Annotated in this window: 12 protein-coding genes and 1 pseudogene; 4 read left to right on the top strand and 9 right to left on the bottom strand. The window is 75.0% G+C overall.

Annotated features, from left to right (window positions below; translation table 11 throughout):
• Positions 1-134: 134 nt before the first annotated feature.
• The 7 genes from ACFV61_RS04915 to ACFV61_RS04885 all read right to left on the bottom strand — a co-directional run bounded on the left by ACFV61_RS04915 (position 135) and on the right by ACFV61_RS04885 (position 7,370).
• On the bottom strand, positions 135-485 hold the full coding sequence (locus ACFV61_RS04915) for a DUF2516 family protein (RefSeq protein ID WP_063348783.1): 351 nt from the start codon (positions 483-485) through the stop codon (positions 135-137).
• Positions 486-608: 123 nt separating this feature from the next.
• The gene (locus ACFV61_RS04910; RefSeq protein WP_380490153.1) at positions 609-1,187 is read right to left on the bottom strand and encodes a hypothetical protein; all 579 of its coding nucleotides are present in this window, start codon (positions 1,185-1,187) and stop codon (positions 609-611) included.
• A 2-nt stretch (positions 1,188-1,189) separates the two neighbouring features.
• Positions 1,190-1,654, bottom strand: a complete 465-nt coding sequence (locus tag ACFV61_RS04905) for a helix-turn-helix domain-containing protein (RefSeq protein WP_380490151.1) — start codon at positions 1,652-1,654, stop codon at positions 1,190-1,192.
• Between the two features lie 69 nt (positions 1,655-1,723).
• Complete coding sequence (locus ACFV61_RS04900; protein ID WP_380490150.1) at positions 1,724-2,863, bottom strand: MerR family transcriptional regulator; 1,140 nt, start codon at positions 2,861-2,863, stop codon at positions 1,724-1,726.
• Positions 2,864-2,897: 34 nt separating this feature from the next.
• Positions 2,898-3,791: an RNA polymerase sigma-70 factor gene (locus ACFV61_RS04895; RefSeq protein WP_380490148.1), complete on the bottom strand. Its 894-nt coding sequence runs from the start codon at positions 3,789-3,791 to the stop codon at positions 2,898-2,900.
• A 43-nt stretch (positions 3,792-3,834) separates the two neighbouring features.
• Positions 3,835-4,038 carry a hypothetical protein gene (locus ACFV61_RS04890; RefSeq protein ID WP_380490146.1) on the bottom strand — a complete coding sequence of 68 codons (204 nt, stop codon included), beginning with the start codon at positions 4,036-4,038 and terminating at the stop codon, positions 3,835-3,837.
• Positions 4,039-4,127: 89 nt separating this feature from the next.
• Positions 4,128-7,370 (bottom strand): SNF2-related protein, encoded by a 3,243-nt coding sequence (locus tag ACFV61_RS04885; RefSeq protein ID WP_380490144.1) that lies wholly within the window; start codon positions 7,368-7,370, stop codon positions 4,128-4,130.
• A 182-nt stretch (positions 7,371-7,552) separates the two neighbouring features.
• On the opposite strand from ACFV61_RS04885, the gene ACFV61_RS04880 reads away from it, so the two are divergent.
• The gene (locus ACFV61_RS04880) at positions 7,553-8,167 is read left to right on the top strand and encodes a YceI family protein (RefSeq protein ID WP_380490142.1); all 615 of its coding nucleotides are present in this window, start codon (positions 7,553-7,555) and stop codon (positions 8,165-8,167) included.
• A gap of 155 nt (positions 8,168-8,322) precedes the next feature.
• Here the strand turns inward: ACFV61_RS04880 and ACFV61_RS04875 are convergent, their stop codons facing one another.
• Positions 8,323-9,285: a LysR family transcriptional regulator gene (locus ACFV61_RS04875; RefSeq protein WP_380490140.1), complete on the bottom strand. Its 963-nt coding sequence runs from the start codon at positions 9,283-9,285 to the stop codon at positions 8,323-8,325.
• Between the two features lie 112 nt (positions 9,286-9,397).
• Here ACFV61_RS04875 and ACFV61_RS04870 point away from each other — a divergent pair, with 112 nt between their 5' ends.
• A complete protein-coding gene (locus ACFV61_RS04870; RefSeq protein ID WP_380490138.1) occupies positions 9,398-10,654 on the top strand; it encodes an MFS transporter in 1,257 nt (418 codons plus the stop codon).
• 10 nt (positions 10,655-10,664) lie between these two features.
• Positions 10,665-10,832: pseudogene (locus tag ACFV61_RS04865) on the top strand (Appr-1-p processing protein); the annotation flags it as partial.
• Positions 10,833-10,849: 17 nt separating this feature from the next.
• On the opposite strand, the gene ACFV61_RS04860 reads toward ACFV61_RS04865, so the two are convergent.
• A complete protein-coding gene (locus ACFV61_RS04860) occupies positions 10,850-11,407 on the bottom strand; it encodes a GNAT family N-acetyltransferase (protein ID WP_380490136.1) in 558 nt (185 codons plus the stop codon).
• A 194-nt stretch (positions 11,408-11,601) separates the two neighbouring features.
• Here ACFV61_RS04860 and ACFV61_RS04855 point away from each other — a divergent pair, with 194 nt between their 5' ends.
• Complete coding sequence (locus ACFV61_RS04855) at positions 11,602-12,468, top strand: TetR family transcriptional regulator (protein ID WP_380490134.1); 867 nt, start codon at positions 11,602-11,604, stop codon at positions 12,466-12,468.
• Positions 12,469-12,575: the final 107 nt, after the last annotated feature.

The raw sequence follows: 12,575 nt of genomic DNA, 5'->3' as shown, positions 1-12,575 counted from the left end.
GCATCTGTTGTGCCTCGGGTGGTCCGGGGCCGTCCGCGAGTGCCGGGGGGCCGCGCCCCCCCCGGGCGGGTGAACTCCCCGCCCGGGCCTCGCCGTTGCCTGATCGTTGCCCGATCGCCGTCCGATCGCGCGGCCTACCAGGGGCCGTACGGACCGGTGTTGCTGCGGCCGCCACGGCCTCCACCACCGGTCAGCTCCCGGATCGCCGGGCGCACGTCCACCATGTAGACGATCGACGCGACCAGCCCGGCGAGCGTCCCGATGCCGGTGAAGAAGTTCACCCCGAACAGCAGGTCCCAGCCGAAGGCGATCGCCAGGATCGCCAGCCAGAACGGCTTGGTCTTCTTGTCCGCCGCCCGGTAGGCGTCCTCACGGCGGGTGACCGCGTCGCCCAGGGCGAACAGCTTGAAGCCCAGGATGGCGACGGACAGCCACCAGATCGGGTTCAGATAGGCCAAGTCCAGAATCTGGGCCACTCCGCCCATCACGCTCTCCTCTGTCTCTCGCCTCCGGCGCTCCGGCCGCCGCCCATCCTGGCACGGTCGACCGTCCGCTCTCCTGTCAACGTCCTGCGGTCACCGGATGTGCCCCGTCCGGCGGCCCTTCCCTCACTCCGCGCGGTCGGTGGTCTTCCGGGCGCGGGCGGCCCTCTTCGGGGCGGGCCGGGTGTCGGTGGCCGAGGTGTCGGCGGCCAGGGGGTCGGTGGCCAGGGTGTCGATGTCGTCCTCGACCAGCTCGGCCTCGACCGGCTCGGATGCCCGGGCGAGCTCCGATTCCTCGGCCGGCTGCCCCGGCCCGGCGGGCGCGCCCGGGCGGGCCCGGTCCACCACGACCTTGCCGCGCTCGGCCAGCTCGTCGTACGTCTCCTTGGCCTTCACCGCCAGCTCGACCGCGCGGCCGACCTGCTGGAGGGCGAAGCCCTGTGCCCGCTCCTGCAAGGTCCGCAGGTCGACGGGGAGCGTCGTGACGGTCTCGGTGACCTTGGCCTGCGCCTCGGCCAGCTTCGTCTGCGCCTCCTGGAACCGGGCGGTGGCCTTCTCCTGCGCGCCCTTGCGGTCCGCGGTGAGCGCCTCCACCCGGCCCGGCACCTCGCGCAGCTTCTCGTACGCGAGGTCCCCGGCGCCGGCGATGGCGTACAGCGGGGTCGGGTCGCTGAGGGTCTTCTTGATCTCGTCGGTGATCGGCATGCTTACCGGTCCTCCCGGTGGGTGTTCTGGGTGGCTGAGCCGTCGGTCGTCGGGCCGGAGGCTGGTGGAACGCCGGTGTCGGTACCGGCCGCGGGCAGCCGCTCGGCCACCGCGCCCCGCTGGACGGCGTTCTCCTTCAGGAAGGCGTCGTAGACCGCGAGCAACGCCTGCTTCTGCTGCTCGTTGATCAGCGGATCGGCCAGGATCGAGGCCCGCAGCTCCAGGCCCTCACCGCGCCGCTCCTCCAGGATCCCGGCCTGGACGTACAGCGTCTCCGCCGAGATCCGCAGCGCCTTCGCGATCTGCTGCAGGATCTCCGCGCTCGGCTTGCGCAACCCGCGCTCGATCTGGCTGAGGTACGGGTTCGACACGCCTGCGGCCTCCGCCAGCTGGCGCAGTGAGTACTGCGCGTTCCGGCGCTGCTCGCGGATGTACTCGCCCAGCGAGCCGACGTTCAGTGAGGCCATACCCGCAGACTGCAACATCCTGCTTGCAGATGCAAGCAGGATGCTAACCACAGCAAACGGCGGGCGGGCTCAGCCGAGGTCGGGGACGCGGACCGGCATCAGGAGCGAGAAGGTGCCCTCCCGGCCCGGCGTGCGAATCGCCAAGGGGGCGATCGGGCCGCCGAGTTCGAGCACCAGCTGCTCGGGCCGGCCGACCCCCAGGGCGTCCAGCAGGAAGTCGCGGTTGACCGCCACCCTCAGGTCTCCGGACGCGGATCCGGGGCCGGGCTCGGCACCGGCCACCGCCAGGCGGCCGTCCGCCGTGAGGGTGAGGACGGTGACCGCGCAGTCCGCGCCGTTCGGGCCGGACGGCAGGGTGCGGGTGGCGCCGGTCTCGACGGCGCCGCGCAGTTCGGCGGCGGACAGGTCGATCCGGTGCTCCGGTTCGAGCCGGGTCAGCACCCGGTGGTCGGGGTAGTCGAAGTCCAGGGCGGCGCCCTCGATCCGGTGGCCGCCGGTCTCGGCCCGGACCAGGCCGCCGCCGAGGGTCAGCGCGACCTCGGCCTCGGCGTCGGCCGCGCCCGCGCCCGCGCCCGCGCCCGCGCCGAGCAGCGCACGCAGGGCGTCGACCAGGGCGGTGGGGACGATCGTGCCGCCGTCCGGCCGGTCGGGCGCCGTGGTGGCGGGCACCTCGGCGAGCGCCATCCGGTAGCGGTCGGTGGCGACCAGGCGCAGCACCGGGCCGTCCGGTTCGAACAGCACCCCGGCGAGCGCCGGCGTTCCGGGGTCGCCGCCGACGGCGAAGCGGACCGCGTCCAGTGCGGCGGCCAGTTCCTCGGCCGAAACGGTGAAGCGGACTTCGGCGGGGGTGGTGGTCATCGGCTGCTCCCTCTGGTCGGTCATCACGCGGATCAGGGAGAGCTCGCGGCGGGCGTCGGCGAGGCCCTCCTCCAGCCGGCGCAGGTGCGCGTCGAGCACCCGCGCGGCCGTGCCGGAGCCGGGCGCCGCGCCGAGCACGGCGCGGATGCCGGCCAGCGGCAGGCCGACCCGGCGCAGCCGGGCCAGCAGCCGGGCGTCGGCGAGTTGGCCGGGCCGGTACCAGCGGTAGCCCGTCTGCGGGTCGACCCAGGCGGGGGTGAGCACCTCGGCGCCGTCGTAGTAGCGCAGGGTACCGACGCCCAGGCCGCTGGCGCGGGCCAGCTCGCCGATGCTGTGCAGCTCGCTCTCCATGCCGGTGACTCTGCGGGCTCGACCAGGTCGAGGGTCAAGCCCGGCCGACGAGGTGGGCAAGCTTCGACGGGTTGCGGACGATGCGCAGCTCGGCGATCCGGGGCCGTCCGTCGGGCCCTTCGACGAAGTCGAACACCGAGACGGCGTCGATCGCGCCGTCCTGGGTGACCAGCAGCCCGGGCTGGCCGTTGACCAGGACCGGCCGGAGCTCGGCGCCCTCGCCCAGCTGGCCGAGCACCCCGAGCAGGAAGCGGGCTACGTTGTCGGCGCCGGTGACCGGGCGCAGCGCGGCGCGGACCACGCCGCCGCCGTCGGTCCAGGAGGTGACGTCGGGGGCGAGCAGGTCCAGCATCCGGTTGAGGTCGCCGCCGACGCAGGCCGCGAGGAACTCGTCGGTGGCGCGGCGGCGCAGCTCCGGCGGGGCGTCGTAGCGCGGCCGGCGGGCCCGGACGTGCGCCTTGGCCCGGCTGCCGACCTGCCGGCAGGCGGCCTCGGTGCGCTCCAGCGCCTCGGCGATCTCCCGGTAGGAGAAGCCGAAGGCCTCCTTGAGGACGAAGACGGCCCGCTCCAGCGGGGACAGGCTCTCCAGCACCACCAGCAGGGCGAACGAGACCGTCTCGGCGCGCTCGACGTCGGCGGCCGCGTCCGGCTCGGCGACCAGCGGCTCGGGCAGCCAGGGTCCGACGTAGGCCTCGCGGCGGACGGCGGCCGAGTCGAGCCGGTTGAGCGCGAGGTTGGTGACCGTCCGGGCCAGGTAGCCGCCCGGGTTGGCGACCGGGCCGGTGACCCCGCTCCAGCGCAGCCAGGTGTCCTGGACCAGGTCCTCGGCGTCGGCGACGCTGCCGAGCATCCGGTAGGCGATACCGAAGATCATCCGGCGGTGCCGCTCGAAGTCGTCGAGGGCGGGGTCGGCGAGGGTGTCGGTCACCGCTCCGACGCTACCGCACGGGCGGCGGCGGGCCGAGGCCTCGTCAGCCGCGGAACGCCTCGTACGCGGGGGTGAGCAGGGTGGCGAGGTCGCGGCCGCGCACGGTGACACCGGAGCGGCCGAGGCGGCGCAGCGAGGGCTCGTCGGGCTCCCCCTCGGGCCCGGGCGGGGCCGGGCGCAGGGTGAAGCCGCCGCCCCAGTAGGCGGCGACGTTCACGGCGGGGGCGTTCGCGGCGGGGGCGTTCACTGGTTGGGCGTTACCGGGTGGGGCGGGGGCGGGTTGGGCGTTACCGGCGGGGGCGTTCCCCGGCGGGACGGGGGCGGGGCGGCCAGGTGTCATGCGTCCTCCTCGGCGACGGCGTCCTCACGGGTGAGCGCGACCAGTTCACGCAGCGCCTCGACCGGCAGGTCGGTGAGCCAGCGCTCCCCCTCCCCCACCACCGCTGCGGCCAACGAGCGTTTGGCGGCGAGGAGTTCGTCGATCCGCTCCTCGACGGTGCCGACGCAGACCAGTCGGCGGACCTGGACGTCCCGGCGCTGGCCGATCCGGAACGCGCGGTCCGTGGCCTGCTCCTCGACCGCCGGGTTCCACCAACGGTCCAGGTGGATCACCTGGTTGGCGGCGGTCAGGTTGAGGCCGGTGCCGCCGGCCCGCAGCGAGAGCAGGAACACCCTTGGCCCGTCCGGGGACTGGAAGCGCTCGACCATCTCCTCACGGCGGGCCCGGGGGACGCCGCCGTGCAGGTAGAGCACCTCCTCGCCGAGCCGGCGGGCCAGGTACGGGCGCAGCATCGTGCCGAACTCGGCGTACTGGGTGAAGACCAGCGTCCGGTCGCCCTCGGCCAGCGCCTCCTCCAGCAGCTCCGCCAGCCGGGCCACCTTGCCCGAGCGCTCGCCCAACGCCGAGCCGTCGTGCAGCAGTTGGGCCGGATGGTTGCACACCTGCTTGAGCTTGCCGATCGCGGCCAGCACGGTGCCGCGCCGCTCCACACCCCGGATCCCCTCGACCCGCTGCAGCAGGTCGGCCACCACGGCCTGGTAGAGGCCCGCCTGCTCGGCGGTGAGGCTGCACCAGACGGTCATCTCCTGCTTGGCCGGCAGCTCGGCGGCCACCGCCGGGTCGGACTTGAGCCGGCGCAGCACGAACGGGGCGGTACGGCGCTGGAGTTCGGCGGTGCGCTCGGGGCTGCGGTGCAGTTCGACCGGGATCGCGTAGCGCTCCTTGAAGCGCTCGGCCGGGCCGAGCAGCCCGGGGTTGGCGAAGTCCAGGACGGCGTGCAGTTCGGCGAGCCGGTTCTCCACCGGGGTACCGGTCAGGGCGATCCGGTGGCGGGTGACGGGCAGCGCACGGACGGCCCGGGACTGGGCAGTACCGGCGTTCTTGACGTACTGCGCCTCGTCGGCGACCACCCGGCGCCAGCGGATCGCCCGCAGCGCGGCGAGGTCGCGCTGGACCAGCCCGTAGGTGGTGATGACGAGGTCCACGCCCCGTACGGCGTCGGCGAGTTGGTCGGCGCCGAGGCGGCCGGAGCCGTGGTGGACGTGGCGCCGCAGGGCGGGGGCGAAGCGCTCGGCCTCGCGCTGCCAGTTGCCGACCAGGGACATCGGGCAGACCAGCAGGGTGGGGCCGGCCGCGCCCTCGGCCTGCTCGGTGGCCAGCAGGGCGAGCGTCTGGACGGTCTTGCCGAGGCCCATGTCGTCGGCCAGCACGGCCCCGAGGCCGAGCCCGGCCATCGCCCGCAGCCAGGCCAGGCCGCGCTCCTGGTAGGGGCGCAGGGTGGCCCGGAAGTCGGGCGGCAGCGCGGGGGCGGGGGCCGGAGCGGCGCGCCCGGCCAGCAGGTCGCCGAGCGGGCCGTCCGCGCGGACGGCGGTGACGGGCAGCCCGGCGACGGTCGCCTCCGGGTCGAGGGCCAGCCGCAGCAGGTCGGCGGTGGCCAGCACGCCGTCGCGCCGGTCGGCGAGGAAGGCGAGCGCGGCGGCGATCTGCTCCGGGTCGGCCTCCAGCCAGGTGCCGCGCACCCGGACCAACCCCTGCTTGGCGGCGGCGAGTTCGGCCAGTTCCTGCTCGGTGAGCGGCGCCCCCTCCGGGCCGAGCGCGGCCTGCCAGCGGAAGGCGACCACGGCGTCCCGGTCCACCTGGGAGGCGACGGCGAGCGTGCCCGGCGCGGGCGGGGTGGTGGCCCGCAGGGCGAGCCCGAGCCTGGGCCGGCGGCGCCACCAGGCGGGCAGCAGCACGCCGAAGCCGCCCTCGGCGAGGGCGGGCGCGGCGGTGCGCAGGAAGTCCAGCGCGCCGGCCCGGTCGAGCAGCAGGGCGGCCGGGCGGGAGCGGTGCCGCAGGCCGTCCAGGGCCGGCCAGCGGTGGGCGGCGCGGGCCAGCTCGGTGACCAGGACGTCGGCCGGGTCCGGCGCCTTGCGGGCCAGCGCGGCGTGGGCGGCGCCGCCTTCGTGCAGGTCGGCGGCGCGGACCAGCAGGGAGGGCTCGTCGACGGCCTGGAGCAGGAACTCCAGCTGCCAGGCGTCGTCGGAGGGCCGGCCCTCGGGGTCGTCCGGGTCGGGCCCGAGCGGCTCCAGCAGGCGGAAGCAGAGCCGGAGCGCGGGCGCGGTGGGCTCGGCGGCGGCGTACCAGGCGGCGAGTCGGCGGCGCAGTTCGGCGAAGCCCTCGGACCGGACCTCCGTGAGGCCGCCGTCCGGGGTGGTCAGGGCGTGCAGCCAGCGTTCGGCGGCGGCCCCCACCGCGGCGGCCGTCGTGGCAGCGGTCCCCACCGCAGCGGCCGTCGTGGCGTCGGCTGGAGCGCCACCGGTTCGGGCGTCGCCGGTTCGGGCACCGCCGGTCCGGGTGTCGCCCGGGCCCAGCGGGGGCGTGCCGGCCAGGGCGGCCCGGGCCTCGGCGTCCACCAGTGCGCCCAGCGCGGCGTCCAGCAGGGCCTCGCCGGTGCCGGCGCCGGCCGCCGGCCACTCCCCCAGCAGGACGGGCGGGCAGCCCTCCGCCAGTGCGGCGGCCTCCCGGCGACCCGCCGGGGTGGGGTCGGGCCGCCAGCGGGCCTGCGGGCGGCCGTCCGCCAGGACGGGCAGCGGCAGCACCCGGCCCCGGCCGACCGTTCGCCAGGCGAGGTCGTGCACGCCGGTCAGCCAGCGCAGCGAGGGGCCCTGGACGACCTCGACGCGCCCGGTGCCGGGCAGATCGGTGCTGGTGACGGCCCAGTGCGGGTCGAAGACCTCGCCGAGCAGTTGGGCGGCCGCCCCGGTGTCGAAGAGCAGCGCGGGGACGCGCCAGGGCGCCAGGACGGCCGCGCCCCGGACCGGGGTGACCGGCAGGTCGGGCGAGGGCGTGGGCAGGGCGCCGGTGGTGGGCAGCAGCAGGGTGGCCCAGCGCTCGGGGGCCTGGCCGGCGAGCCAGCCGAGGCCGGGCCCGATGCCGCCGAGGACGGCGGCGAGTTCGCCGGCCGGGCAGGCGTAGGGGTGGGCGCGCGGGGCCGCCCGGTCGGGGCGGGGCTCGGCGGTGCCCGGGTGGGCGCGGGCGTCCTCGGCCCACAGGGCCAGCCGTCCGCCCGCCCGCCAGAGCGCGTGCAGGACGAACATGCGGGAGGCCTTCCGGTCGGCGGAACCGTCCTTCGCAGCCTAACCGGGCGGTCCGACAGTGCCGCTCCGCCAAGTCTTTCGCGAAACGCCGACGACTGTGGTTGAAATTTGAACGAAAGCGGCCTACGCTGAAACCAACAAGTTGAAGCCTAAACAAATGGCTTCGGACCCGAGGAGGAGCCATGGGCCTGTTCAACCGCACCAAGCCCGCCACCCCCACCGCCGTCGCCGTCGCCGAGACCCCGGCCGGCCCGGACCTCGCCCACCTGACCGGCGACTGGACCATCGACACCACGCACAGCGAGGTCGCCTTCTCGGTGCGCCACGCCATGGTGACGAACGTCAAGGGCCGCTTCACCGAGTACGACGGCAAGCTGCACCTGGACGGCAGCACCCCGGGCAACTCCTCCGCCGACCTGGTGATCAAGGTCGCCAGCATCGACACCAACCAGGCCCAGCGCGACGAGCACCTGCGCACCGGCGACTTCTTCGCCGCCGACACCTACCCGGAGATCCGCTTCCGCAGCACCTCGGCCGAGCGGCTGCGCGGCGACACGTACCGGATGAGCGGCGAGCTGACCATCAAGGACACCACCCGCCCGGTGGTCCTGGACCTGGAGTACACCGGCAGCGCCACCGACGCCTACGGCGCCGAGCGGGTCGGCTTCGAGGGCAGCACCGTCCTCGACCGCACCGAGTTCGGCCTGACCTACAACGCGGCCCTGGAGACCGGCGGCGTGCTGATCAGCGAGAAGGTCAAGCTCAGCTTCGACATCTCCGCCGTCAAGGCTGCCTGACCCGGCCGTCCACGACTGCCACCCGGGCCACCGGACCCGCCGCGCGGCCCGGTCCGCCCACCCGCCGCCCCTGCCGACCCCCGACGGCAGGGGCGGTGTCGCGTCCCGGCGGCCCCCGTCACCCGGCCCTCACCCGGCCGCGGCACTTGGCCCGGTCACCCGAGCAGCGCCGCGTCCGCCGCCGGCAGCCAGCTGCCCGCCGGCCGCCGCAGCCAGCCCTCGGCCGCACCGAGCCCGGCGGCCGCGGCGCCCAGTGCGGCCAGCCCCGGGTGGCGCTCACCGGGCCGGTGCACCAGGCTGACCAGGCTCAGCGGCACCGGCTCCACCAGCGGCACGGTCACCGCCCCCGGAATCCTCGGCCCGCCGACGGTGGTCAGCATCGGATCGCCGTGTCGGGCCAGGTAGCGGGCCGTCTCGTCCAAACCCACCGGCGGCACGTACGGCGCGGCCGGCGTCAGGCCGTGCTCGCGCAGCAGGCGGGCGCCGAGGTCGGCCCACTCGGTGGTGGCCGGGTTGCCGGCGCAGACGTCGACGGGGTGCCCGGTCAGCTCGGCGACGCGCAGCACCGGACGGCCGGCCAGCGGGTGGGTGTCCGCCATCATCACCGAGATCTGATCCAACCGGACCGGCCGCTGGGTGAGTTGGCCGCGCAGCGGGGCGGGCAGTCCGGCGAACCGGCCGAAGGACACGTCCAGCCGGTGGGCCAGCAGTTCGGCGGCGGCCGCGGCGAGGCCGCCGTGGAAGCGGGCCAGCAGTTCGCCCTCCGGCCAGGCGGCGCGGGCGCGTTCGAGCACCCGGTCGGCGGTGAGGTCCGGGCCGGTCACGTCGCTGTTGAGGTCCACCAGCAGCGGCCGGGCCGCGGCGCCCGCCAGGATCTCGTCGTGCAGGGCGAGGAGCCGGCGCGCCCGGGGCAGCAACCGCAGCCCGGCCGGGGTGAGTTCGACGCTGCGGGTGGTGCGGGTGAACAGCGCGTCGCCGAGCAGCCCCTCCAAGGTCCGGATGTCCCGGCTGAGCGCCTGCTGGGCGACGTGCAGCCGCCCGGCGGCCCGGCCGAAGTGCAGGCTCTCGGCGGCCGCGACGAAGCCGCGGAGCAGACGGGGGTGCAGGTCACGGGGCATGGGCGGCAGATTAACAACAACCTGCTGTGAATGCGGCGGAACAGGTGTTGGACCGCCGCCCGGCACCGACGGGAGGCTGATGGGCGTCCCCCTCACTCTCCCCAGGAGCCCGATGCCCTCGCGCGCCCTCCTCACCTCCTACCGGCGGCTGTTCGCGGCCCCCGGCGCCGCCGCCTTCACCCTCGCCGGGCTGCTCGGCCGGCTCGCGCTGTCGATGAACGGCGTCTCGCTGGTCGTCCTGCTCGCCGAACGGCGCGGCTCGTACGCGCTGGCCGGCACCGTCTCGGCCGTCGGGCTGATCACCGGCGCGATCGGGATGCCGCTGCTCGGGCGGCTGGTGGACCGGTACGGGCAGGCGCGGGTGACCGTACCGGCCGCGCTCTACAACGCCGCCCCGCTCGCCGCCCTGCTGCTCTGCCTCCGGCTCGGCGCACCCGACTGGACGCTCTACGCCTGCTGGGCGGCCTGCGCGGCCGCGCCCAACCTCGGCGGCATGGCCCGGGCCCGCTGGGCACACCTGTACCGGGCCGACCCGGCCGCCCGGCACCTGGCCAACTCCCTCGAACAGGCCCTGGACGAGCTCTGCTTCATGGCCGGGCCCGTCCTCGCGATGACGCTCTGCACGGCGGTCGCCCCGGAGGCCGGGCTGCTCGCCGCCGGGGCGCTCGGCACCACCGGCGCCCTGCTGTTCGCGGCCCAGCGGCGCACCGAACCACCGTTGCCCGCCCGCTCGGAGGGCGACCGCCACGGCTCGCCGCTGCGGGTGCCCGGGCTGCGGGTGCTGCTGCTCGCCTTCCTCGCCACCGGCGTCGTCTTCGGCTCGACCGAGATCACCACCGTGGCGTACGCCGACGCGCTCGGGCACAAGGCGGCGGCGGGCGCGCTGCTGGCCCTGGTCGCGGGCGGATCCTGCCTGGCCGGGCTGGTGTTCGGGCTGCTGACGCCGCGTCGGTCACCCGGAGTGCGCTTCCTGTCCGGGGCCGCGGCGATGGCCGGGGGGCTGCTGCTGCCGCTCGCAGCCGGACTCGGCGGGGCCGGGCTCGGCCTGCTCGGGGTCGCGCTGTTCGCGGCCGGCACGGCCACCGCGCCGACCATGGTGACCGGGATGACGCTGGTCCAGGAACTGCTGCCGGGGCGGCAGTTCAACGAGGGGATGGCAATCGCGGTGTCCGGCATCGTGGTCGGCATCTCGGGCGGCGCGGCGCTCGCCGGCGCGGTCGCCGAGCACGCCGCCCCCGGCACCGGCTACGCCCTGCCGGCCTGCGCCGCCGCGCTCGCCCTGCTGATCGCCCTGGCCGGGCGACGGCACCTGCACGCCGCCGGGGCCCCGGCGGAAAGTGCCGAGCGGACTGTCAGTACCTCGGTCTAGCGTTCGGGGCATGGCGGAAATCACCTATGTCCGAGGCGATGCCACCGCGCCGCAGGGCAAGGGCGTGAAGGTGATCGCGCACGTCTGCAACGACCTCGGCGGCTGGGGCAAGGGCTTCGTGCTCGCGCTGTCCAGACGCTGGCCCGAGCCCGAGGCCGCGTTCCGGCGCCGGCACCGAGGGGTGCCGGTGACGGTCTACGACGTCGGCTGAGCCTGCACCGCCTGCGCCGCGAGGCTCTCGGCGGGCCAGCTGTACACGTACTCGGGCAGCACGTACCCGCCCGGGAACACGCCCTCCTGCACCCGCGTCCGTACACCGCCCTCGCGCTCGTAGAAGGCGATCGCGCGGATGTTGTCGCGCAGCACCTCCAGGTACAGCTCGGCCCCGGGGTGCCGCTCGGCGACGTGGGCGCGGGCCGCGGCGAACAGTGCGCGGCCGATGCCGCCGCCGGTCCGGCCGGGGCGGACGTGCAGGTTGTCGACCAGTACCCGGCCGTCCGGCTGCGGGACGAGGTAGATGAACCCGACCGTCTCCCCGGCCTGGTCGGCGATCAGCAGTTCCGGCTCGGCGGCCGGATCGCCGTAGTCGACGGTCAGCCGCAGCTCCCACAGCTCGCGCCGCTGGACGGGCAGTCCGTCGCCGAGTGCGTCCGCGGGGACGATCCCGCGGTAGGCGGTGCTCCAGCTGTGGGCGTGCAGGTCGGCGACGGCCGCGGCGTCCTGCGCTCCGCCGCGCCGGATGGTGGTCTGCACGGGACTGATCATGTGACGAGCCTCCCACAGATTGGAGTTGAACATGTTCAAGCGAAACCTCTACAGTGCTCACATCATTTTGAACGCGTTCGAAATGGCGGGGGTGGTGGATGTGGCACCGAGCACGGAGGGGACGCCCGGTGCCGCGTCCACCGACACGGGTTGGAGCTTCGTCTCCGGTTAGGCTCGTGCCCGTGGACGACCTGGCAGCGACGAACCGAACGGACGGCACGAGCGGTGCGGCCGCGACCCCGGCCGACACCCCGACCGAACCTGCAGCCGACACCGCGACCGACCCGGCGGCCGCGCCCGGCACCGACAGCGGGCCCGGCACCGACAGCGGGCCCATGCCCGGCGGTCGGGCGCAGCCGAAGACCGACAAGAGCGAGCAGACCCGGGCGCTGATCCTGGAGACCGCGATGCGGCTCTTCCAGGAGCGCGGCTACGAGAAGACCACCATGCGCGCGATCGCCACCGAGGCGGGCGTCTCGGTCGGCAATGCTTACTATTATTTTTCGGCGAAGGAATTCCTAATTCAGGGATTCTATGACCGAATGACGTACGACCATGCGGCGGAGGCCAGGAATCGCATGGCCAATACGCGGAACTTTGCCGAGCGCCTGGAAATCGCGCTGACCTCCTGGCTCGACACGGCCGCGCCGTACCACGAGTTCGCCGCCCAGTTCTTCCGCACCGCTGCCGACCCGACCAGCTCGCTGAGCCCGTTCTCCAACGAGTCCCACCCGGCCCGGGCGACCGCCGTGGAACTGTTCCGCGACGTGCTGCAGGGCTCGGAGCTGGCGCCCAAGCTGGATGCCGAGCTGGGAGAGTTGCTGCCCGACGTGCTCTGGCTGCACCTGATGGTCGTGGTGCTCTACTGGGTTTTCGACCGGACCGAGGACACCGAGCGGACACGGGAATTCGTCCGCCGGTCCACCCCCATGGCGGCCCGGGTGATCAACCTCTCGCGTTATCGGGTATTCCGCCCGATTGTCCGCGATGCCAAGGGGCTCATTCAGGACTTCATCCTGCCGACCATTGGGAAAACCGCCGTCAAGTAACCCGCCCGCGGGCAGCTCGGACGCGCCGAGGGCCGGACCGCAGTAATGCGGGGCCGCCCCCCGCCGGACCGCGCCCGGGCCCAACCCGCCGGGGTGCGGGGGTGCCG

The sequence above is a fragment of the Kitasatospora sp. NPDC059817 genome (assembly GCF_042731835.1).
Lineage (GTDB): Bacteria > Actinomycetota > Actinomycetes > Streptomycetales > Streptomycetaceae > Kitasatospora.
Note: the sequence above shows the minus strand (reverse complement) of the source record. Positions and strands in the feature narration are given on the sequence as shown.